Raw genomic sequence first — 22,660 nt, forward strand, 5'->3', positions numbered from 1 at the left:
TGCGCGGCGCGTATCATCCCTTCTCAAAGACGAGACCGGAGAACCGGTGTCGTCTTTTTTCTGCCTTGCGATCTGCTGCCCCCTCTTTTTTTTTAGGCGCAGGAAGCCGTTGACAGACCCGCTACTCGGTGTTACGATGTAGCAGTAGTAAGTGATACTGGATACCAGTCGTACAGAATAGCAAGGAGTGGTCATGCTGGATAACTTGACGGAAATGCTCAAAGGCGTGCTCGAGGGCTGTGTCCTGGAAATCATTCGCCGCGAAGAGACGTACGGCTATGAAATTACGCGGCGGCTGAACGCGCTCGGCTTCCAGGACGTCGTGGAGGGGACCGTGTATACGATTTTGATTCGGCTTGAAAAAAACAAGCTGGTGGAGGTGGTCCGCAAGCCTTCCGACATCGGTCCGCCGCGGAAGTTCTTTTCGATCAACGATGCCGGGCGCGAGGAGCTGCGCAGGTTCTGGGAGAAATGGAGCTTCGTCTCATCCAAATTGAACGAACTGAAGGAGGAGAGTCCATGAAGTTTTGGGAGAAGATCACCGGCAGCGACATGAGCCGGGAATTCAAGGCGTTTGAGGTCCGGGCCGGAAGGCTGCCGGCGGACTACCAGGCGAAATGGAACGAAATCAACGGCCACCTCTGGTCGTACTCGGATTTTTCGGGCCGCAACCTGATGCCGATCCTGGACGGCGTGCTCGGCCTGCTGGAAGAGGCGGCGGCGGACGGGCAGAGCGTGCAGGAGGTGCTGGGCGACGACGTGGAGGGATTCTGCTCCGCGCTGGCCGGCGAGGAGGGAGCGAAGTCCACTCGCGATAAATGGCGCGAGCAGCTCAACCGGTCGATCGCCCGAAAATTAGGAAAGTAGGAGGAGAAGAGGATGAACATCCGCGATATCATCGAGGGCAAAAAACAGTGGCGGGCACATGCCGCGCGCGTCAAAGCGCTCCCGCCGGACTATCGGATCGTCTACAAGGAAATGCAAGCCTACTACTTCAAGGTAGGTCCGGTCGGGCTCGCCGAGGAGAACGGCCTGCTGTCCGGAATCGTCGACCTTTTCGAACAAGGCGCGGCATCGGGAAAAGGCGTGCTGGAGGTGACGGGCAGCGACGTCGCGGCTTTTTGCGACGGTCTGATCCAGGATGCCAAGACGTATGCGGACCTCTACCAGGAGTCCGTCGCGCAAAAAAAGAACGCGAACGGCAAGAAGGGTACGGATAAGATCCGATGAAGGAGGCGGCTGCGATGCAACCTGCCATTGAGTTGAGAGGGCTCCGAAAATCGTTCCAAGGAACGGAAGTGCTCCGAGGCGTCGACCTGGAGGTGAAGCGGGGCGAGATTTTCGCCTTGCTCGGCTCCAACGGCGCGGGCAAGACGACGATCGTCCGCATTTTGTCCACGCTGCTCGGGCAGGACGGCGGCTTCGCTGCCGTCTGCGGCTTCGACGTGGCGGCCGAGCCGAAGCGGGTGCGGCAGGCGATCAGCCTGACCGGGCAATTCGCCGCTGTCGACGAGCTGTTGAGCGGAAGGGAAAATTTGATCCTGATCGCGAAGCTGAGGCATCTGGAGCATCCTCGCCAGGTTGCGGACGACTTGCTGCGGCGGTTCGGATTGACGGAAGCGGGCGGACGCAAGCCTTCCACCTATTCCGGCGGCATGAGGCGCAGGCTGGACATCGCCCTGAGCCTCGTCGGCCATCCGCAGGTTCTTTTCCTCGACGAGCCGACGACCGGACTCGATCCGGAAGCGCGCCTCGAGGTATGGAGCATCGTCAAAGAGCTGGCCGACGGCGGCACGACGGTCTTTCTGACGACGCAGGTTCTGGAGGAAGCCGAGCAGCTCGCCGACCGGATCGCGATCCTGCACCAGGGCCGGATCATCGCGAACGGAACGCTCGCCGACCTGAGGGGGCTGTTCCCCGAGGCCAAGGTCGAGTATGTGACCAAAGAGCCGACGCTGGAAGAAATTTTCCTTGCCATCATCGGCAAAAAGGAGGTCGTCTGAATGAATGCGTCCAAAGGGTATTTTTTCCGCGACATGAGCACGATGCTCGGGCGGTCGTTGCGCCATATTTTCCGAAGCCCGGATACGATCCTGACGGTCTGCATCACGCCGATCGCCATGATGCTGCTGTTCGTCTACGTCTTCGGCGGGGCGATCCGGACCGGCACGGACAACTACGTCAACTACCTGCTGCCCGGCATATGGCTCATGGCGATCGCCAGCGGCGTGGCTTACGTCGCGTACCGCCTGTTCATGGATAAGCAGCGCGGAATCATGCAGCGATTCCATTCCATGCCGATCGCGCGCTCGACGGTGCTGTGGGCGCATGTGCTGACTTCGGTCGTCTCCAACCTCATTTCGATCCTCGTCATCGTGCTTGTCGCGCTCTTGATGGGCTTCCGCTCCTCGGCGGGGATCATGCCCTGGCTGGCCGTCGCCGGCATCCTCGTGCTGTTTACGCTGGCGTTGACCTGGATCGCGGCCATTGCCGGACTGGCGGGAAAAACGATGGAAGGTGCGAGCGCCTTTTCCTACCCGCTGATCTTCCTGCCGTTCATCAGCTCCGCCTTCGTGCCGACCGAATCCATGCCCAAAGTCGTTCGGGCGTTCGCCGAAAACCAGCCCGTCACCTCGATCGTCGATTCCATTCGCGCCTTGTTGTCCAACCAGCCGGCAGGTCGAGAAATCTGGATCGCTCTGGCCTGGTGCCTCGGCATCATGCTCGTCGCCTATCTGTTCGCGATGCGCGCATACAAACGGAATATCGTGCAGACGTAGCAAGCGCCCGCCCATGACGGGCAAAAGAGGGACGTTCCTGCGGCGGCGTCCAGACGACGGGACCGGCTTCCGGGCTCGTCTTTTTTTTGCCTTGCGGACGCGGCGGCATGTCCGCTTGCCGATGCGAGGCAGGCGGAGGCGCCCGTCGCCGCAGCAGAGGAGAAAAAAGGAGATAAGCGGAGAAATAGGCCGATCGGTTTTCATGATCGCGCTTTCTTCGGAGGTCGCTTCCGTCGTCATGGGCTCCCGAAAGCCTTATAATGCTTCGGTAGAAGAGGTGCATCGGAAAATTTCGCTCATCGGGAGGTCCATCCGTCTTGACTCGCAAATCCCGCTGGAAGCAGGAATGGCTCCCCAATCCGGGAACCAATCTCCTGTCCGGCATCACCGTCGCGCTGGCGCTCATTCCGGAGACGCTGGCTTTCTCGATCATCGCAGGCGTCAGCCCGATGGTCGGGCTCATCACGTCATGCCTGATCGCTATCATCATCTCCTTCGCCGGCGGCCGTCCGGCGATGATCTCCGCAGCCACGGGCGCGCTCGCGCTGCTCATGGTCGGGCTCGTCCGCGACCACGGCGTCGAGTACTTGTTCGCCGCGACGATCCTGACCGGCGTCATCCAGCTCGTCATCGGCTGGCTGAAGCTCGGCAGCCTGATCCGCTTCGTGCCGCATTCGGTCATGAACGGCTTCGTGAACGCGCTGGCGATCATGATCTTCATGGCCCAGCTCGTGCACTTCCAGGGCCAGGGCTGGACGATGTACGCGCTCGTCGGCCTCGCGCTCGCCATCGTGTTCGGACTGCCCAAGCTGACCCGCGCGTTCCCGTCGGCGCTCGCGGCGATCCTCGTCGTGTCCGCCGTCGTCCTGATCTTCAAGGTCGACGCGCTGACCGTCGGCGACATCGCCGACTTCAGCGCCACGCTGCCGATGCTGCATCTGCCGGACTTCGTGCCGAACCTGGACAACCTGCTCATCATTCTGCCTTACTCGGCCTCGATGGCGCTCGTCGGACTGCTGGAGTCGCTGCTGACGTCCAATATCCTCGACGAGATCACCGACACGCCGAGCGACAAGAACCGCGAGGCCCGGGGCCAGGGCATCGCCAACTTCGCCGCCGGCTTCTTCGGCGGCATGGCGGGCTGCGCGATGATCGGCCAGTCCGTCATCAACGTCCGCTCCGGCGGACGGACGCGGCTGTCGACGCTGACGGCGGGCGTCGTCCTGCTGCTGCTGGTCCTGTTCTTCAGTCCGGTCGTCAAGCAGATCCCGATGGCGGCGCTCGTCGGCGTCATGTTCATGGTCGCGATCGGCTCGTTCAACTGGAAGTCGCTCGGCGAGATGAGGCGAGCCCCGATCGGCGACACGCTCGTCATGCTGGCGACCGTCGGCGTCGTCCTGTACACGCACAACCTCGGCCTTGGCGTCATCGTCGGCGTGCTGCTGAGCACGGTCATCTTCGCCCGGCGCATCTCGCGCATCCGCGTGACGGCGCAGCCCCAGCCGGACGGCAGCCTGCGCTACGCGGTCCGCGGCCAGCTGTTCTTCGCGACCGCGACCGATTTCGGCGACGCCTTCGACCCGGCCGGCGATCCCGGGCGCGTGACGATCGACTTCTCCGACTCCCATGTGTGGGACCACTCCGGCGTCAACGCGATCGCCCGCATCCGCGGCAAGTACCTCGAGGCCGGCAAGAGCTGCGCTGTCGTCGGACTCAACGAGGAGAGCGGCCGGCTGATCGAAAAGATGGGGCTCGACTCGTACGGCACGCTGTGAAGGGCGCGCTCCATATCGGCAGCGGCTCCATCCTGGGCCGCGAGCTTCCAGCCCGCGTTTTGCAAAGGCGAACCTATAGGAAGGCAAACGAGACGAAGCGGAGCTTCGTCTCGTTTCTTTGGTTTCGTTGTAATATTATGTAAATACAATTCAAGTAATTATAAAATTCAAGGGAAAAACATTCAATTTACCCGGCAAAAACCGCTTTGAAACCATTCAAAAGAAATAAAAAATAAAGCGAAAAAGAGTCATCCAAACCGATCGGGCCTGCGTTTCCCTCCATGAAAGCAGCTCAAGCCGACCGCCCGCCGGGATCAACCCCGAACGGAAGCAGGCGATCGCCTCGGCTGCTCGGAATCGAACGGCAATGCGCAATGACCCCATACCCGAAGGAGTGACTTGTTCATGAACATGAAGATGACCAAAGCTCTCGCCCCTGTCCTGACGCTTGCCCTCGCCGTCCCTGCCGGACTGGCAGCGGCCGCTCCCGCCCAAGCCGCTTCCGCGCCGACAGCGGTGACGCCGGCCGCCGACCTGCGCGCCAGCCTCGACCACCTGCTCGCGGAGCACTTCGCGCTCGCCGTCGTGGCGATGACCAAGGCGTATGACGGCTCCAAGGACGCCGCAGCCGCCCTCAAGGCGCTCGACCAGAACGCGCTCGACATGCTGCCGGCGATCGAGATGCTGTACGGCAAGGCCGGAGCGGATGAGTTCGGCCGCATCTTCCGCGCCCACAACGCCGCTACCGACGAGCTGGCCAAGGCCAAGAAGATGAACAACGCCGATGCGGTGAAGGCCGCTGAAGCGAAAGTACAGGGCTTCGTCGACGAATTCTCCACCTTCCTTTCCAAAGCGACCGCGAACAACCTGCCGAAGGCAGCCGCCATGGACGCGCTGAAGCTCCATGAGGCGCAGGTGCAGACCGTATTCGACGAGTACGTGCAAGGCGACTACGCCGACGCGTACAAGGCGTACCGCGAAGGCTACAAGACGATGTTCGCGGTCAGCAAGGCGCTCTCCGGCGCGATCGTCAAGCAGATGCCGGATAAGTTCGGCGGCTCCGCTGTCGATACGAAGGCGTCTGACCTGCGTTCGACGCTGAACATGCTCGTGTCCGAGCATGTGGCGCTCTCCGTGCTTCAGATGCAGAAGCAGTTCGACGGAGCCAAGGACAGCGCTGCGCTTGTCGGCGCCGAAGCGATGAATACGGCCGACTGGAAGGCGGCGATCTCCTCCCTGTACGGCAACGCCGGCGGAGATGCGTTCGAGAAGCTGTGGACCGGCGACCACATCAACGCCCAGTCCGACTACGTGAACGCCGTGAAGGCCGGCGACATGAACGCCAAGCAGGCCGTTCAGGCCCGCATCAGCACCTTCACGAAGGATTTCGGCGCATTCCTCGGCACGGCGACCGAAGGCAAGCTGCCGGGAGCAGCCGCCACGGAAGCGCTCATGAAGCACGAAGGCCAGATCCAGATGGCGTTCGACAGCTATGCGGCCGGCAACTATGACGCGGCCTATGCGGCCGACCGCGAAGGCTTCAAGTTCGTGTTCGGCGTCGGCCAAGCGCTCGGCGACGCCATCGTCAAGCAGAAGCCGTCGATGTTCGCGGAAGCGACGCCGGCTCCGATGCCGACACCGACGCCGACGCCAGCTCCGGTCGAGCCTTCCATGACGACCGTCTGGATGAAGCTGAACGGCAAGCAGCTCCGGATCAACGGCAGCACGACCGAGATGGATACGATGCCGGTGATGTGGAACGGCATGACGTACATCCCGCTTCGCTTCCTGAGCGAGGGCATCGGCGCCACCGTCAGCTTCGACGGCAAGGCCAAGGCGGTCTGGATCGGCGCCGGCTCCGACAAGCTCGGCTTCTGGGTGAACAAGAAGACGTATTCGGTCAACGGCAAAAGCATGACGGCTCCAGCCGTGCCGGTCATCGACAAGAACGGCCGCACGCTCGTGCCGCTGCGCTTCATCGCCGAGCTGCTGGACTGGAACGTCGCTTTCGCCGCCAAGGACGGCTCCATCACGCTGACGCAGATGAAGTAAGGCACGCTTGATCCATCGCCCTGCGGGAAGCTCCCGCCGCCCATCCGAGGCGGCGGGAGCTTTTTGGCGCTGGACGGCGGGCGGTAACCAACGCTGCCCGGCTCCTGCCCGAGATACGCCTTCACTGGACTTTAGTCGGGATTTGAGCCGGTCGGCAACTAATCCAAGATGACGCTCGTCGTATGAGTGGAGGTGTCACTTCATATGAATAAACGAACATCACAGGCGAAAACGAGGCTGCTGTCTCTATCCGGGGCGGTGCTGCTGCTGGCCCTGGCGGGCTGCTCCGGCTCGAACGAGCCGCTGCAGGGAGCGTCGCCGTCTCCGCCGCCGAGCGCGAGCCCTTCTCCCTCCGCTTTGCCGTCGCCATCGCCTTCCCCATCGGCGTCGCCGACGGCCTCGCCTTCGGAGGAGCCGGCTCCATCCGCCGCTCCATCCGCTCCCGAGACGAAAAAAGGCGAAGGCAAGTTCAGCGGCTTGGCCGATTCGCATACGGTCGAAATTGAGATGGACGGCAAATACGAGTCGTTCCAGCTCGGAGAAGGCACGGCCGAGACGGCGAACCAGCTGGAGTCCGGAGACGAGGTCTCGTTCGACTATACGGAACAGGATCAGGACGGGGCGAAGCTGCTGACGCTGATATCGCTGACGAAAAAGGGAAGCTGACGAGGCCGTTCGAAAGTCGGCCTGGGGCCGCAGATCGCGGTTTTTGACGTCGGGCCCGCCGTCGGAACGGCACGATCCCTGCATGTCCCCCCATCCACAAGCCGGCATCCGCATCCTCTCGCGGAGCCGGCTTTTTGCTTTATGCACAGACTTGTCCCCATTATGAACAGGCAATCCCCCCAGAATAGCAAAGAAAATGAAAAGGTTGCACACTTATCCACAAGAAAAGTTATGCACATGTAAATTCAAGGCCGCGACCGATTCATGCCGTTTATGCATAAGCGGCAGCCTTTTGCGGAAAAACAAGGCAGAGCGCGAGAATCACAAATGCGGGAGGCGAAAACGATGGCGATACGAAGGTGGCAAGCCGCCGGAGCGGCGGCGCTGATCGCGGGAACGCTCGCAAGCGCGGGACTGCCGCACGGCCGGGCCGCGGCGGAGCCGGCTTTGCCAAGGGCGGATGCGGCTCCGGCTGCCGGCTGGAGCAAGGCGTACCATTTCGGCTTCAAAAAAAGCAAAAACGGCGAGCTTCCGTCCATCGCGGAGGAAGGCTTCCAGCCGCTGCTGGAGAAGCACGGCGCCATATTCCTTGGCGATACGTCCCGCAAGGAGCTGTACCTGACGTTCGACAACGGCTACGAGAAGGACGGCCTGACCGGGGACATCCTCGACGTGCTCCAGGAAAAGCAGGTGCCGGCGATCTTCTTCATCACCGGGCACTACGTCAAGTCGGAGCCGGAGCTCGTCAAGCGGATGGCGGCGGAAGGCCATCTGATCGGCAACCATTCCTGGAGCCATCCGGACATGAGCACGCTGCCGCCTCAGAAGATCAAGCAGGAGCTGGCCGACGTGAAACAAGCGGTCGCCGAGGTGACCGGCGTCCAGAAGATGGACTACCTGCGCGCGCCGCGCGGCATCTTCTCGGAGACGATGCTCGCGGCGAGCGGAGCCGAGGGCTACCGCAACGTCTTCTGGTCGGTCGCCTACAAGGACTGGGACACGTCCGCCCAGCGCGGAGCGGAGCATGCCTACCGCAGCGTCATGGCGCAGCTCCATCCGGGCGCGGTGCTGCTGCTGCATGCGGTGTCGAGCGACAACGCGCGCGCATTGGGCCGGATCATCGACGGCGCGCGCGCCCAGGGCTACGAGTTCAAGAGCCTGGACGCGATGGACAAGCGGACCTACCGCTAACGCTGCATAGCCGGCCATCTGTCGGAAGCGGCCGCGCTGGAGCAGCCGGAATTTGGAGCGAGCGGAAGCGTTGCGTCAAAAGGATACCCTGTGGTATCCTTTTTTCGTGATTATTGAAATCCAAGGAGGAATCATCATGTCCCGATCCGAACCGTTCGATCCGTCAAGCAAGGCGTCCGGCCGTCCGCTGCCGGAGATTCGACAAGTGCAGGTGCTGCGCGCGCCGATCGAAAAAGTATGGGAAGCCGCAGCCACCTCGCAAGGCATCGAGGCCTGGTTCATGCCGAATACGTTCGTCGCCGAGGAAGGCGCGGAGTTCATCCTGCATGCCGGGCCGTTCGGCGACTCGCGCTGCCGCGTCACCGAGCTGTCCCCGCCTCATCGCCTCCGCTTCGACTGGGGCGAGCAGTGGAGCGTCGCGTTCGAGCTCAAGGAGCTGGAGCCCGGCGTCACCGAATTCACCCTCGTCCACGGCGGCTGGTCGAAGGAGGGCGTGACCGAGTTCGGCCAAGCCCACCGCGAGGTGCGCGAGCGGATGAACGGAGGCTGGGCGGGCATCGTGAAGAAGCTCGCCGCCGTGCTGGAGGCCTGAGCGGATGGAAGCGCGGGAGCCCAAGGCGGACGTGTACCAGGCGATCGTCGATCCGAACCGCCGCCGCATGCTCCAGCTGCTGCAGGATGCCGGAGAGCTTCCGCTCAAGGAGGTGACCCCGCATTTCGGCATGACGCGAGCCGCCGTCTCCAAGCATCTGCGCGTCCTTGCCGACGCCGGGCTCGTCCATGAGCGCAAGTCCGGCCGCGAGACCCGCTACCGCCTGGACGCCGATCCGCTGCGCGAGCTGAAGCGCTGGCTGGCTTACTTCGACCGCTACTGGGAAAACAAGCTGCAGGCGCTGCGCCTTCATGTGGAGGCTCTTGAAGCGGAGGACGGCGCCGGGAAAGGAAAGGACAGCGAAGGGAACGACTGATGGCGTTTCCGAATCAGGAGCGAGTTGCGCTGCTGCTGGCTGCGTCGTCGGACGGCGGATTCCCGGCCGGATCACGCGCCAGCAGCCGCTTCAGGTTGCCGTCGATATGGCTGTTGTCAGGGGGATGGATGCCGCGTCCGGCGAAGTGGCCCCAGATCGACGGGATCGGCTGGAAGTCGGCCTGATGGATGAGGCTGGCTTCGTAACGGCTGTCGTCCGCCGTGCAGAACCGATCCGTGCTCCCCGGCATGATGCAGGCCAGAGCCCGGATGCTTCGGAGCGCCTTTTCGAAATCTCCGCCGTAGGCCGGATCGCCGCTGATGTCGGCATGCTGTCCGGTCCAGGCCATAGCGAGAAAATCATGCGGATCCATCTTCATGAAGCTGCTTTCCCAAACGCCGGCCATGAACGCCTCCAGCGAGCCGAAGCCCAGCCCGGTGTACAGACGGTCCCGGTAGAAGGCTTCGGACAAGCCCCATCCCGCATAGACACGGCCGACGGCGCGCATATCCGACGAGGTCAGCTCGTCCAGACGGCTCGGATCGAAGCGGATGGCGGACAGCAGCGCGGCTTGGAGGCCTTCCAGCACGACGCGGGTCTGAGGCCACGTCTTGGCGGCTCCGGCAAACGGGGCGATACGCTCCACGAGATCCGGATAGCTTGCCCCCCACTGGAAAGCCTGGATGCCTCCCATCGACCATCCGACGACGAGGGCGATCTTGCGGATGCCGAGCGCTTCTGTCACGAGCCGATGCTGCGCCTGCACGTTGTCATAGACGGTTGCACGCGGGAAGCGGGACTTGTCGAACGGAGCCGGCGTATTGCTCGGAGAAGAGGACAGCCCGTTGCCCAGCAGATTCGGCACGATGATGTAGTACTTCTGGGGGTCCAGCGCCATGCCGGTTCCGATCAGCCATTCGTTGTCCGTATGCCGATCGCCGAAAGCAGTCGGATAGAGGATGGCGTTGTCCTTCTGTTCCGACAGCGTTCCATAGGTCTTATAGGCGAGAAACGCGTCTGGAAGCGTCTCTCCCGATTGCAAGCTGTAGTCCCCAAGCTCAAATGTTTCGTAATCCATGTCGTCCGCTCCTTTCATTCGGGCCTGCTGCGAGGCGCCTGTCCCGTAGTATAGGTCCATGCTATACTCAAGAAAAGCGAATGAAATTCAACGCAGACATCAATTCTACTGAAAGCGGGAAGGAGGGGGAGCAATGGAGCTGCGGCAGCTGTCCACGTTCCGAACGGTCGCGACGACGCTTAATTTCACCCGCGCCGCGGAAGCGCTGAACTATGTCCCGTCAAACGTCACGATGCAGATCAAGGCGCTGGAAGAGGAGCTCGGCGTCCGCCTCTTCGACCGTCTCGGCAAGCAGCTCGCGCTCACCTCCGCGGGCAAGCGATTCCTGGCCCGCGCTCAGGACATTCTGGACACCGTGGAGGAAGCTCGCGGAGTCGTCCACGAAGAAGGAGAGGGACAGATCGGCGGCACGGTGACGATCAGCGCCAACGAAGTCCTTTGCGCCTACCGGCTTCCCGACGTGTTCCGCCGGTTCCGCGCGCGCTGTCCCGGCGCTCGCCTCCTCTTCCGCTCCGTGCCCAACCAGGAGCTCAGGCAGACGCTCTTCGATGGGAGCGCGGATGTCGTTTTCCTTCTGGAGGAGCCCATCCGCTCGTCGGCGCTCGCAGTCGAGTCGCTCCTGGGGGAGCCGTTCCGATTCTATGCTTCCCCGGACCACCCGCTCGCGACCCGGACCGGCCTGCGGCTGGATGACTTTCAAGGGGAGACGTTCCTCACGAACGAAAGAGGCTGCATCTACCGGACGCTGTTTGATCGTGCTCTTGGAGCCGAAGGCGTCGACAGGGTCACCTACCTGGAGTTCCAGAGTGCCGAAGCGATCAAGCAATGCGCGATCGCTGGCATTGGAGTCGCGTTCCTGCCGGATCTAGCGGTCCAGACCGAGGCGGAGCGAGGCGAGCTCGTCGCCCTTCCGCGCCGGATTCCGGATCTGAATGTCCATACCCAGATGGCCTGGCACAAGGACAAGTGGCTCTCGCCTGCGCTCGCCGCCTTCATCGAAACGGCGAGGGAGGTGCTCGGCGGGGAACGGCAAGGCGCGCAGCCGTCAGGCGCCCCGTCCGGTTTGCCGGAGAGCCGCCGGATATGATACCATGTAACCAATATGGTTACAGTTCAAAAGGCGGCCGCAGCCGCCGGAAAGCGGGTCATGACGATGAAGGTTGAGATTTGGTCGGACTATGCTTGTCCGTTCTGCTTTATCGGCAAAAGAAGATTCCAGGAGGCGCTCGACGCCTTCGAGCACAAGGACGGCGTCGAGGTCGTCTACCGCAGCTTCGAGCTCGATCCGTCCGCCGTCCACGAGCCGGGCCGCAGCATCCACGAGCTGCTCGCCGCCAAGTACGGCATGACGGCCGAAAAGGCCCGTCAGAGCAACGAGAGTCTCGGAGGGCAGGCGGCGCAGCTCGGACTCGACTTCGACTTCGAGTCGATGAAGCCGGGCAATACGTTCGATGCGCATCGCCTCATGGCTTGGGCCAAGGATCAAGGCAAGGGCGACGCGATGGCCGAGCGGCTGTTCAAAGCTTACTTCACGGACGGACTGCTGCTCGAGGACCGCAAGGCGCTGGAGGCGCTGGCGCAGGAGGCCGGCCTGTCCGCCGCGGATGCGTCCGCGGTGCTGGCATCGGACCGCTACTTCGAGCAGGTGAGGGCGGAGGAGCAGGACGCGGCGCAGCTGGGCATCCAGGGCGTGCCGTTCTACGTGCTCGACCGCAAGTACGGCGTCTCGGGCGCGCAGCATCCCGACGCCTTCCTGCAGGTGCTTCGCCAGGCCTGGGAGGAGCGCGAGGCGGAAGCCGCGGGCGCGGCCCCCGAGTCGGCAGGCGATGCGGGCGCGGCTTGCGCTCCGGGCGACGAGGCGTGCGAGCTTCCGGAGCGGAGCTAGCCGGGCCGGGACGTCAGCAGCGATCGGAAGGCGGAAGAATGAAAGCGGGCTCGACACGTCCATGAAGAGGGACGGTTCGAGCCCGCTTTTTTGGCGCGCGGCTGCGTCTTGAAGACGGAAGAGAGGGAGAGGAGGGGCCAAGCTCCCCTCGGGCGCCGCTGCACCCTGAAAAGCCTTGCGCTTGAGAGCCCGGAAGGGGGCGGAGCGCAAGGCTTTTTTCGGCACGCGCGAGGAGGACGGACCGGCTGGGCCTCAGCCGAGCGCATGCGTCATCGCGATCATCGTCAGCAGGCCGACGATGAACGAGAACGTCGCTACGCGCTCGTTGCCGTCGCCGTGGCTCTCGGGAATGAGCTCCTTGTACACGACGAACAGCATCGCTCCGGCCGCGAAGGCGAGTCCGTACGGGACGACCGTCTCGATCGCCGCTACGAAGCTGACGCCGACAAGCGCGGCGATCAGCTCCAGCACGCCGGTGCCGATGGCCATGAGCACGGCGTAGCCGCGTCGCATGCCTTGGGTGATGAGGAACAGCGCCGTCAGGAAGCCCTCGGGGATGTTCTGCAGCCCGATGCTGATCGCGACGATCGGACCGAGCTGGGATTCGCTGCTCCCGTAGCTTACGCCGACGGACAGGCCCTCCGGCAGGTTGTGCAGCGCCATCGCCGTCAGGAACAGCATCGAGCTGCGGTCCATGCCGAGCCACCCGCGCCGCGCCGCGGTCGTGCCGGGCGACAGGTCCAGATCGGATTCATGGGACGGATCGGTATGGGGCAGGATGAGCTCCAGCAGCAGGAGCACGGTCGTGCCGAGCAGGATGCCGATCGTCAGCGTTCCCAGGTTCGACAGCTTGAGCGCGCTCGGGATGAGCCCGTACGTCGAGGCGGCGACCATGATGCCGGCCGTGAAGGCGAGCAGGATGTCTTTGCCCCGATGGGTGATGTTCGTGATGAATAGAGCAGGCAGCGCGCCGATGACCGTGCACACCGCGGTCGCGAGGCTGCCGAGCAGAATAGGGTTCATAGACGCTCCTTCGCTCCGGCCGATCGGCCGGTTAGGTCGTTTTGTAGGATATGCCGATAGGGGAATAATATGCCGAGGCCGAGGCTTCCTTCCCCGCCCGGCTCGGAGTACAATGAAGGCCATAGCCCGAGGAGCTTCCGGCCGCGCCGGACCCTCCGAAAGGAGTCCATGCCCGATGCTCGATCAACTGATGTCCTACATGACGGAAGAACGGCTGCTGGAGCTGCTCGAGCAGTACCGGTCCTATGGGCCGCTCCCCGGCATCCTGCTCCCCTTCCTCAAATCGTTCGTGCCCCCGCTGCCGACGCTGCTGCTCATCGGCACGAACGCGGCGGCTTACGGCCTGTGGGCCGGCTTCCTTTACTCCTGGATCGGACTCGTCGCCGGCTGCATGGCGACGTTCCTGGCCGTGCGGGCCGCCTCCGGCCACCGCATCGCCCGGCGCTGGGCCGACAAGCCCAAGGTGAGGGCCAGCATGAGCTGGATCCGGCGCAACGCCTTCAGCTACGTGTTCGTCCTCAGCCTGTTCCCGGTCGGGCCGTTCGTGCTCGTCAACATGGCGGCGGCGGTATCCCGCATGGCGATCGGCCGCTTTTTCGCGGCGGTCGCCGTCGGCAAGGGCATCATGGCGCTGGTCGTCTCCTATGTCGGCCACGACGTCGGCCGCTTCTACCGCGACCCGCTGCAGCTCGCCTTCGTCGCGCTGTTCCTGTTCCTCTCCTGGGCGGCCTGCAAGGCGATCGAAAAGAAATTCATGAAGCCGGCGGAGGAAGGCGAGGAGCTGACATCCGTTTCCATCCCCTGACAGACAGCTGTCAGGGGATTTGCTTTAGTATAAAACTATTACCGAAGACATCCGTCTGCGGGCTGATTTTGCAGGCGGGGGTCGTGGCTATAATGATGAAGGACGCGTCCCGCGAGCGGGACGCAAGCAGGAAAGGGAGAGGATCAACGGATGAAGCAACAAGCGACCGGCAAGCCCGTCGGGCTCGTCATCGCCGGGCTGCTGCTCGGCATGCTCATGGCCTCGATGGACCAGACGATCGTCTCGACCGCCATGGGAACGATTGTAGGCGAGCTCGGCGGCCTCGACAAGTTCGTCTGGGTCACCTCCGCGTACATGGTGGCCGAGATGGCGGGCATGCCGATCTTCGGCAAGCTGTCGGATATGTACGGACGCAAGCGGTTTTTCGTATTCGGACTCATCGTCTTCATGATCGGATCGGCCCTCTGCGGCACGGCCGCCTCGATCGAGCAGCTGGCGCTGTACCGGGCCATCCAGGGCATCGGCGGGGGCGCGATGATTCCGGTCGCCTTCACCATCATGTTCGACGCGGTGCCGGCGGAGCAGCGCGGCAAGCTCGGCGGCCTGTTCGGGGCCGTATTCGGATTGTCCAGCATCTTCGGGCCGCTGCTCGGAGCGTATATCACGGACTACATCCACTGGAACTGGATCTTCTACATCAACCTGCCGCTCGGCCTGATCTCCCTGATCTTCGTCTGGGGCTTCTACCGCGAATCGCAGAAGCACAGCCGCCAGAGCATCGACTGGGGCGGGGCGGCGACGCTCATCGGGGCGGTCGTCTGCCTCATCTTCGCGCTCGAGCTCGGCGGCAAGACGATCGGCGGCACGACGTACGGCTGGGATTCCGCGCCGATCCTCGGGCTGTTCGGCGGCTTCGCCGTGCTGACGGTGCTGTTCGTGCTGTTCGAGCTGCGGGCCAAGGAGCCGATCATCACGTTCCGCATGTTCCGCAGCCGCGTCTACGCCTCGAGCAATCTCGTCGGCATCTTCGCCGGCGCGGCGTTCATCTCCGCCTCGATGTACATCCCGATCTTCATCTCCGGCGTCATGGGCGGCAAAGCGACCAATTCGGGCCTCGTGCTGCTGCCGATGATGGTCGGCTCCGTCGTCACGGCGACGCTGGGCGGCTTCTTGATGACGAAGTTCAAATACCGCACGCTGATGATTCCGACGCTGGCGCTGCTCGTGGTCGGCCTCGCGCTGCTGACGACGATCGGCAGCGGCACGAACATCTGGGTGCTGCGCCTGTTCATGGTGCTCGTCGGCCTCGGCATCGGCGCGTCGTTCTCCGTGCTGAGCAACGCCTGCATGTTCTCGGTGCCGGTCCAGGACCGCGGCTCGGCGAGCTCGACGCTGAGCTTCCTGCGCACGCTCGGCATGGCGCTCGGCATCACGGTGTTCGGCATCATCCAGAGCCACCTGTTCACGCGCAAGCTGGAAACGGCGCTCGGCGGCGCGGCCGGCGGCGGCCAGCCGGGAGCGGCGGCCGGCGCGGATGCGGCCGGAGCGGCGGGCACCGCCGGCGGAGCGGTCGCTGGCGCGGCCGATGGAGCGGGCCTGCCCGGCTTCTCGCTGCATGATCCGCGCGAGCTGATGGACCCGGCCCTGCGCGCCCAGATTCCGCCGGATCTGCTCGAGCGGATCACGGACGGCCTGTCCTCGTCGATCGTGCAGACGTTCGCGTGGGCGATCGTGCCGGCGGCGCTTGCGCTGCTGTGCGCCTTCTTCATGGGCAACGGCAAGATGGACCCTCAAGCCGTCGCCGAGCAGGAGCGCGAATACGCTTCGGCGCATTGACGGCTTGCTCGCGGCTCGCGCATTCGGGCCGATTCCGGACCGGGCACGGCAGGATGCTTCCTGCCGTGCCCGGTTTTTTCGTTGGGGCGAGCGGGCCGCTGTGGTATGCTGGGAGGACGCGCTTCCCATCCGCCGCACGAGCCCGCATGTGCTCGCCCGGCCCGAATCGGCGGGCCCGAGCCGCCGCATGAGCACGCGAATTTTTCCCTGAAAGAGGCTTGACCATCCCATGCATCTGCACCAACAGCCGCAGCCGCATGCGCAGCCGCGCACCTCGGCGCTCAAGGCGTACAACTTTCTTTACTTCTCCCTGCTGGCCGTGTTCGTGTCGTTCATGCCCGTCTATCTGGATCAAAAAGGCCTGACCCCGATGCAGATCGGGCTCATCACCGGCACCGGCGGCTTCGTCACGATCGTCGCCCAGCCGCTGTGGGGCATGATCAGCGACCGGTTGCGCACGGTGCGCAAGATCATGCTGCTGCTCACCGCCTGCTCGGCCGTCGTCGGCTATTTCCTATACGGAGCCGCCAGCTTCCCGTTGCTGCTCGGCCTGGCGATGCTGCTGTACTTCTGCCTCATGCCGGTCGACCCCCTGCTCGAAAGCCTGAACTTCCGCACGGCGGAAGACCGCGGCCTCAGCTACGGCTCGATCCGCACCTACGGCGCATTCGGCTATGCCGTCATGTCGCTGGCCGTCGGCTACATCATGTCCGGCTTCGGCGCATCCAGCCTCGGCCTGACGTTCGCCGCCGTCGGCGCGGCCTGCCTGCTTGCCGGCTTCCTCATGCCGGATGCCGCCGCTTCCGGAGAGCCGGTGCGGCTGGCCAGCCTGGCCGGATTCCTGCGGAACCGCCAGACGGGCCTGTTCCTGCTGCTGATCTTCATCAGCGCCGTTCCGCAGCGTGTCAACGACACCTTCCTCGGCGTCTACATCGGCTCGCTCGGAGGCGGGCCGGAGCTGCTCGGCCAAGCCTGGTTCCTTGCGGCGGGCAGCGAGATCGCGGTATTCGCGCTCAGCTTCTGGTGGCTGCGGCGCGGCCGGGAGCTGCTGCTCATCTCCATCGCCGGCTTCTTCTATTTCATCCGCTTTTTCCTGAGCGCTTGGATCACCGAGCCGTTCGGGCTCGTCCTGCTGCAGCTGCTGCAGATCGTCACGTTCCCGGTGTTCTACTCGGCGGCGATCCAGTACCTGTACCGGATCGTGCCGCAGGAGTGGCGGGCGACCGGACAGACGGTGCTGGCGCTGCTGTTCTTCGGCGTGTCCGGCATCGTCGCCTCCTACGCCGGCGGCTGGCTGTTCGACCGGTTCGGCGGGCAGACGATGTATCTGTATATGTCGGGCCTGTCCCTGCTCGGGCTGCTGCTCGGCCTGACGCTGTCCCGCAGGCGCGGCGAACGAAGCGGGGAAGACGGGCCTGCCGCGGCGAACGGCTGACGTAGCGAGGCGTAGGCGAGCTTCAGCGACATTCGAGAAGGACAAGCCGCGAGCCGGTTTGGAGCTGCGGCCTGATCCGCTCAGGCTCGGTCGTAATAGCAGCGGAACTTATCCACCGGCATGTGCCAGACACGGACATCCTGCCGCTTGAGCGCCCGCAGCCGGCGATGGAGCTCCAGCGCTCCGCCTCCTCCCGTATCCGCGAGGCTCGCGTCCGCTGCGGTCGGAGGCGAGCTGTCCGTCATCGCGCTGACGAGATCGAGCTTCGTTTCCTGCTTGGTCCGGGCATGCCGGTAGACGAAGTAAATCTGCACGACCTCTTTCGTAATCAGATGGCGGTATTTCTGACCGATCTCGTACATTCGCTTGTCCTCCCTTTTCTCGGGCGCTTCGCTCGGTCCGGCACGGGTCTTTACTTGACCTTAACCCGTATCCAGCATATGAAAGCTCGTACGAAAAGGCTCGGGCGGGCGAGCTTGACGCCTTTGCAAAAAACGCGCCCGGCGAGCTCGGCTTGACGGCGAAAGGGATGGTTCTCGGGGCGGATTTAAGGTATAATCGGGGACAGGTCTTTTTCGAATCCCTATTCCAGTTAGCGAAGGAGAACACTCACATGAGCAAAGTACTGGTTTTCGGCCATAAGAATCCGGATACGGACACGATCTGCTCGGCAATCGCCTATGCAGAGCTCAAAAATCAGATCGGCGTAGAAGCGGAAGCGATCCGCCTTGGCGAGGTCGGCAGCGAGACGCAATATGCGCTCGACCAATTCGGCGTCGCGGCGCCCCGCCTCGTCGAAGCCGTAGCAACCGAAGCGAAGCAAGTCATCCTCGTCGACCACAACGAGCGCCAGCAGAGCGCGGCCGACATCGACGAAGTGACGGTCATCGAGGTCATCGACCATCACCGCATCGCCAACTTCGAGACCAAGGCGCCGCTGTACTACCGCGCCGAGCCGGTCGGCTGCACGGCGACGATCCTGCTCAAGCTGTACAAGGAGCACGGCGTGCCGGTCAAAAAGGAAATCGCGGGACTCATGCTGTCGGCCATCATCTCCGACTCCCTGCTGTTCAAGTCCCCGACCTGCACGGAGCAGGACGTGGCAGCGGCTCGCGAGCTGGCTGACATCGCCGGCGTGAACGCCGAGGAGTACGGCCTCAACATGCTCAAGGCCGGCGCCGATCTGAGCGACAAGACCATTGCCCAGCTGATCAGCCTCGACTCCAAGGAGTTCACGATGGGCACCGCCAAGGTCGAGATCGCGCAAGTGAACACGGTCGACCTGAACGACGTGTTCTCCCGCCAGGCCGAGATCGAAGCGGCGCTGAACGCCATCATCGCGTCCAAAGGGCTGAACCTGTTCGTGTTCGTGACGACGGACATCCTCAACAACGACTCGGTCGCCATCGCTCTCGGCGCCGACACCGCTGCGTTCGAGGAAGCGTTCGGCGTCAAGCTCGACGACAACAAGGCGACGCTCAAGGGCATCGTGTCCCGCAAGTCGCAGGTCGTGCCGGTTCTGACGGACATCCTGTCCAAATAAGAAAAGCGAAGCAGGAGGCCCCGGCGGGCCTCCTGCTTGTTCGGATCGGCCCAGGCGACGGGGCCGATTTTTTATGCGAAAATGCTCGCTCAAAGGCAAGACAAGCCAGGGCAAGGCATTTCGTCCTTGAATTCACAGACGCATGCCAGCCAAGGCACAAATCTGCCTTGGATTCGTCGTGTTGGACAGAGGAAGGTGGAACCAAGGCATAAATCTGCCTTGGATCCGCCGATTCGAATCGAGGAAGGAGCAACCAAGGCATAAATCTGCCGTGGATCCGCCGATCCGGACCAAGGGAGGAGGAACCAAGGCACTTGTCTGCCTTGGGCCGGTTGCCCAGCTGCAGCGTTTCCAAGACAAGGAACTCTCTCCCTTGCTTGCGAGCGCGAGCAATAGATAGAAGGCAAAAAGCGGCCTTGCTTCAGGTCCGAGGATCTGGAGCAAGGCCGCTTGAACGAGCGGGAAGCCGGAGGCAAAGTCGAGCTGGCGGATCGGGCCGCTGTCATAAGGCGTGCCAGGGCTTATCTGGCGTCGGCCGACAGCTCGTGTTCCGCCATCGCCATCGCCGGTCTGCCGCTAGGCGGCCAGCCCCTCCGCCCGCAGCTTCCTTTCCCTGCGGCGTCTTACGAGCGGTTGCCGTACCATTTGTATGTCATGGCGGACTTGCCGGGCACGCTCACGTTGAACGACTGGCTGCCCCACTGGACCTTGACGTTGCGGGCCGCGCTGGATGAGTTGTAAGCGACGACCACCTTGGAGCCGTCCGGGTTGCGGAACGCGACGCTCTTGATCTCGCTTCCGGTATTGCTCTGCACCCGGTAGGCGCCCGGCACGACGAACTTGCTGAAGTGGCCGAGCAAGTAGAACTGCTTGTTGTACGTCACGACGTTCTCCGGCGCGTCGTTGCGGTTGTCGGAGTTGCGGATCGTGACCATGCCCTTGTTGCTGTTGTTGGCCGCGAGCAGCGCCGGGCCGTCCTTCTGATCCAGCGCCGCGTTCCAGAGGACGATCGTCTTGGACCAGTTGCGGGTGATGTTGATGAACTCGTTCATCATGTTGTCGAAGCCCTGGGACGTGCCGTTCTGCGGATCATTCCAGTTGCCGAAGCCGCCCTCGGTGAACCAGATGCCCTTGTCTGGGTGATTGTTCCGCAGCTGCGTCATCGTCGAGCCGTCGCCGCTGTCGTAGTGGTGGAACGCGCTGCCGTCGACATATCCGCCCTTGCCCGCGTTCTTCAGGCTGGTGATGACGGTGTTCGGGAAGTTCCAGTCGAGGAAGTTGTGGTCGAACGCGATGATCTTCGTGTTGATGCCGGCGCCGCGCAGCGTCGGACCGAGATAGTCGCCGATGAAGCCGATCTCGTCCTGCGTGTTCATGCCCATGGACGGGTAGTGCGTCGGCTCGTACAGCGGCTCGTTCTGCACGGTGACGGCGTAGATCGGGATTCCTTGGGCCTGATAGGCTTGGATGTATTTTTTGAAATAGTTCGCGTACGTGCCGTAATGCTCCGCCTTCAGCTTGCCGCCGTTCAGCGTGTTCGAATACTTCATCCACGCGGGCGCGCTCCATGGGGAGCCGAACACCTTGATGCTCGGGTTCTTGGCGATCGCCTGCTTGACCATCGGGATGATGTAGGCCTGGTCGCGCCCGATCGTGAACTGGTTCAGCGCCGTGTCGTTCGCCGTATCGGCGTAGGTATAGGCCGCCCAGGCGAAGTCGGAGCTGCCGATCGGCTGGCGCAGCACGCTCAGGCCGATGCCGCTCTGGCCGAACAGCCGCTCCATCACCTCGGCGCGCTTGTTCGCGTCCAGCTTGTAGTTCATCAGCCACGCCGACGAGTCGGTCATGGAGACGCCGAAGCCGTCCATCTGCTGGAACGTCGTATTCTCATCGACGCTGATCGTGAAGTCGGCGCTTCCGGCGCTCGTGCTGAAGCTCTTGTCGCCGATGCGCGACAGGCGGGCGCTCGGGCTGAGGCCGACGGCAGGCTCCGAGTTCGGATCGGAGGTGGAGATCCACACCTCCACTTGCTCGCCGGCTGCTTTGGCGGGCGGGGCGGAGTAGGTGCCTCCAGCGGAGACGAGGGCGGCGACGAGCGCGACGGCGGCGGTTTTTTTCTTCCAGTCGGACATGAACGGATTCTCCTTTCGGGGATGGGGTGGGGATGGAATGGCAGGATGCGGGCAGTCATGGACGGCCTCGCAGCCGGCCGCAGAGAAGCGCATCACCTCGTTTCTTCCAATTTGTAATCGATTACAAACATCTGTTGAAAAAAACTCGCCCGAAAACAGCTTGCCTCGATGCAGCTTCTGGAAGCGTTTCCTTCGGAGTGGAATTATCGTACTCGATGGCGGGCCAAGAAATCAACCCTCTTTTTTTCGGGTGTCCGCCCCACCACCCGTGACCGGAGTCAGCCTTCCCGGCGGAAGGAGGAGCTGCCGCGCACGAGCAGCTCGGAGTCGACCTTGAACACGCGCTTGTCGCCGAACTGGTCCTCGTTCATGGAGTCGATCAGCTTCTCGACGAGCAGCGCGCCCATCGTGTATTTCGGCTGGTTGACCGTACTGAGCGACGGCGAGATGTACTTGCTGATCCGGTTGTTGTCGACGCCGACGACGGCGATATCCTCCGGGATGCGCAGGCCGCGCTCGCGGCAGCATTTGTAGACGCCGAGCGCCATCTCGTCGTTGGCCGCATAGACGGCCGTCAGGGCGCCGCCGGCCCGGTCGAGCAGCCGGCCCATCGCCTCGTAGCCGCCGCTCTCGCTGAAGCCGCCGCTGTCGATCAGCTCGGGCCGGAACGGCAGCCGCTGCTCCTTGAGCGCCTTCATGTAGCCCTCGAGCCGCTCGTAGCTGTCGATGGAGTCGGAGAAGCCGCTCAGGAACGCGATGTCGCGGTGGCCCATCTCGGCCAGATGGCGGACGACCTCGAGCGAGAACTTGACGTTGTCCGTGTAGATGCACGGAATCTGCTCATGCCCGATATGCCGGCCGATGACGGCGATCGAGTAGCCGCGCTCCGCGATCTCCGTCAGCTGCCCGTCGCCGACCAGCGGCGAGACGAGGATGGCCGCGTCGACCGTGCGGTTCATGAGCAGGTTGAGGTACTCCAGCTCCTTGACCGCCTGGTTCTCGGAGTCGCAGATGAGCACCTTGTAATGCTTGACGTAAGCCATATTCTCGATCCCCTTCACGATTTCGGTGAAGTAGGAGACGTTGATGTCCTGGACGATGACGGCGATCGTCTTCGTCTTCTGCACGCGCAGGTTTTTGGCGACCGCATTGGGATGATAGCCGAGCTCCTGCACGGCGGCCTCGACGCGGCTGCGCGTCTTTGGCGTGACGCCGGGACTGCCGTTCAGCACGCGCGACACGGTCGCGGTGGAGACGCCGGCGGCGCGGGCGACGTCGATGATTTTCACATCCATCGTAGATTCGACCTTCTTTGCGGAGTAATCGTTTTCAAGCCACCTTTCATTCTAGCCCACAACCGACGCCGGAAGCAACCGGAAAAAAAGGTGTTGAAATCGATTACAGGTTGCTGCTATCATCGGCTTACCGGACGAAAGAGCGCCGGAAGCGAGCCGGCTCGGACCGCAGGAACGCTTTCGGAGCCGCTTGGCTTCGTCCAAATGTAATCGATACCATCATGGTTCGGGAGAG

General features: G+C 63.2%; 22 protein-coding genes. 17 read left to right on the plus strand and 5 right to left on the minus strand.

The genetic code is table 11. From position 1 onward, the window contains the following. Positions 1-193: 193 nt before the first annotated feature. From HGI30_RS04015 to HGI30_RS04065, 11 genes are all read left to right on the plus strand, one after another. The gene (locus HGI30_RS04015; protein ID WP_168906468.1) at positions 194-523 is read left to right on the plus strand and encodes a PadR family transcriptional regulator; all 330 of its coding nucleotides are present in this window, start codon (positions 194-196) and stop codon (positions 521-523) included. After that, positions 520-867 carry a DUF1048 domain-containing protein gene (locus HGI30_RS04020; RefSeq protein WP_168906469.1) on the plus strand — a complete coding sequence of 116 codons (348 nt, stop codon included), beginning with the start codon at positions 520-522 and terminating at the stop codon, positions 865-867. The genes HGI30_RS04015 and HGI30_RS04020 overlap by 4 nt, the downstream gene beginning before the upstream one ends. Before the next feature lie 12 nt (positions 868-879). After that, positions 880-1,230, plus strand: coding sequence for a DUF1048 domain-containing protein (locus tag HGI30_RS04025; protein ID WP_168906470.1), 351 nt, complete (start codon positions 880-882; stop codon positions 1,228-1,230). 14 nt (positions 1,231-1,244) lie between these two features. Beyond that, entirely contained in the window at positions 1,245-2,003 is a 759-nt protein-coding gene (locus HGI30_RS04030) for an ABC transporter ATP-binding protein (RefSeq protein WP_168906471.1), read from the plus strand. Next, positions 2,004-2,780 (plus strand): ABC transporter permease, encoded by a 777-nt coding sequence (locus HGI30_RS04035; protein WP_168906472.1) that lies wholly within the window; start codon positions 2,004-2,006, stop codon positions 2,778-2,780. A gap of 317 nt (positions 2,781-3,097) precedes the next feature. Beyond that, positions 3,098-4,555: a SulP family inorganic anion transporter gene (locus HGI30_RS04040; protein ID WP_168906473.1), complete on the plus strand. Its 1,458-nt coding sequence runs from the start codon at positions 3,098-3,100 to the stop codon at positions 4,553-4,555. Positions 4,556-4,960: 405 nt separating this feature from the next. Then, positions 4,961-6,607, plus strand: a complete 1,647-nt coding sequence (locus HGI30_RS04045) for a copper amine oxidase N-terminal domain-containing protein (RefSeq protein ID WP_235680313.1) — start codon at positions 4,961-4,963, stop codon at positions 6,605-6,607. A 204-nt stretch (positions 6,608-6,811) separates the two neighbouring features. Further along, a complete protein-coding gene (locus HGI30_RS23010; protein ID WP_206110010.1) occupies positions 6,812-7,273 on the plus strand; it encodes a LytA/YqiH family protein in 462 nt (153 codons plus the stop codon). Positions 7,274-7,618: 345 nt separating this feature from the next. Then, positions 7,619-8,464 carry a delta-lactam-biosynthetic de-N-acetylase gene (pdaA, locus tag HGI30_RS04055; RefSeq protein ID WP_168906474.1) on the plus strand — a complete coding sequence of 282 codons (846 nt, stop codon included), beginning with the start codon at positions 7,619-7,621 and terminating at the stop codon, positions 8,462-8,464. 136 nt (positions 8,465-8,600) lie between these two features. Further along, positions 8,601-9,056 carry an SRPBCC family protein gene (locus HGI30_RS04060; RefSeq protein ID WP_168906475.1) on the plus strand — a complete coding sequence of 152 codons (456 nt, stop codon included), beginning with the start codon at positions 8,601-8,603 and terminating at the stop codon, positions 9,054-9,056. A 4-nt stretch (positions 9,057-9,060) separates the two neighbouring features. Further along, positions 9,061-9,432, plus strand: a complete 372-nt coding sequence (locus HGI30_RS04065) for an ArsR/SmtB family transcription factor (protein WP_168906476.1) — start codon at positions 9,061-9,063, stop codon at positions 9,430-9,432. A 13-nt stretch (positions 9,433-9,445) separates the two neighbouring features. Here HGI30_RS04065 and HGI30_RS04070 read toward each other — a convergent pair whose 3' ends face one another. After that, on the minus strand, positions 9,446-10,510 hold the full coding sequence (locus tag HGI30_RS04070) for an alpha/beta fold hydrolase (RefSeq protein ID WP_168906477.1): 1,065 nt from the start codon (positions 10,508-10,510) through the stop codon (positions 9,446-9,448). 133 nt (positions 10,511-10,643) lie between these two features. Between HGI30_RS04070 and HGI30_RS04075 the strand changes: the two genes are divergently transcribed. Then, positions 10,644-11,597 (plus strand): LysR family transcriptional regulator, encoded by a 954-nt coding sequence (locus HGI30_RS04075; RefSeq protein WP_168906478.1) that lies wholly within the window; start codon positions 10,644-10,646, stop codon positions 11,595-11,597. Positions 11,598-11,663: 66 nt separating this feature from the next. After that, positions 11,664-12,395 carry a DsbA family oxidoreductase gene (locus HGI30_RS04080; RefSeq protein ID WP_168909714.1) on the plus strand — a complete coding sequence of 244 codons (732 nt, stop codon included), beginning with the start codon at positions 11,664-11,666 and terminating at the stop codon, positions 12,393-12,395. Positions 12,396-12,647: 252 nt separating this feature from the next. Here HGI30_RS04080 and HGI30_RS04085 read toward each other — a convergent pair whose 3' ends face one another. After that, positions 12,648-13,418 carry a ZIP family metal transporter gene (locus HGI30_RS04085; RefSeq protein ID WP_168906479.1) on the minus strand — a complete coding sequence of 257 codons (771 nt, stop codon included), beginning with the start codon at positions 13,416-13,418 and terminating at the stop codon, positions 12,648-12,650. 175 nt (positions 13,419-13,593) lie between these two features. Here HGI30_RS04085 and HGI30_RS04090 point away from each other — a divergent pair, with 175 nt between their 5' ends. The 3 genes from HGI30_RS04090 (at position 13,594) to HGI30_RS04100 (ending at position 17,455) form a co-directional block, all read left to right on the plus strand. Beyond that, positions 13,594-14,223, plus strand: a complete 630-nt coding sequence (locus HGI30_RS04090; protein ID WP_235680315.1) for a TVP38/TMEM64 family protein — start codon at positions 13,594-13,596, stop codon at positions 14,221-14,223. A 150-nt stretch (positions 14,224-14,373) separates the two neighbouring features. Next, positions 14,374-16,020: an MDR family MFS transporter gene (locus tag HGI30_RS04095; protein WP_168906480.1), complete on the plus strand. Its 1,647-nt coding sequence runs from the start codon at positions 14,374-14,376 to the stop codon at positions 16,018-16,020. Positions 16,021-16,249: 229 nt separating this feature from the next. After that, positions 16,250-17,455 (plus strand): MFS transporter, encoded by a 1,206-nt coding sequence (locus HGI30_RS04100; RefSeq protein ID WP_168906481.1) that lies wholly within the window; start codon positions 16,250-16,252, stop codon positions 17,453-17,455. Between the two features lie 80 nt (positions 17,456-17,535). Here HGI30_RS04100 and HGI30_RS04105 read toward each other — a convergent pair whose 3' ends face one another. After that, the gene (locus HGI30_RS04105; protein ID WP_168906482.1) at positions 17,536-17,817 is read right to left on the minus strand and encodes a hypothetical protein; all 282 of its coding nucleotides are present in this window, start codon (positions 17,815-17,817) and stop codon (positions 17,536-17,538) included. 251 nt (positions 17,818-18,068) lie between these two features. Between HGI30_RS04105 and HGI30_RS04110 the strand changes: the two genes are divergently transcribed. Then, positions 18,069-18,998, plus strand: coding sequence for a manganese-dependent inorganic pyrophosphatase (locus HGI30_RS04110; protein ID WP_168906483.1), 930 nt, complete (start codon positions 18,069-18,071; stop codon positions 18,996-18,998). A 623-nt stretch (positions 18,999-19,621) separates the two neighbouring features. On the opposite strand, the gene HGI30_RS04115 is transcribed toward HGI30_RS04110, so the two are convergent. Beyond that, positions 19,622-21,130: a glycoside hydrolase family 30 protein gene (locus HGI30_RS04115; RefSeq protein ID WP_168906484.1), complete on the minus strand. Its 1,509-nt coding sequence runs from the start codon at positions 21,128-21,130 to the stop codon at positions 19,622-19,624. Between the two features lie 278 nt (positions 21,131-21,408). Then, on the minus strand, positions 21,409-22,425 hold the full coding sequence (locus HGI30_RS04120; protein ID WP_168906485.1) for a LacI family DNA-binding transcriptional regulator: 1,017 nt from the start codon (positions 22,423-22,425) through the stop codon (positions 21,409-21,411). Positions 22,426-22,660 lie beyond the last annotated feature (235 nt).

Source organism: Paenibacillus albicereus (genome assembly GCF_012676905.1).
GTDB classification, from domain to species: Bacteria; Bacillota; Bacilli; order Paenibacillales; family Paenibacillaceae; genus Paenibacillus_O; species Paenibacillus_O albicereus.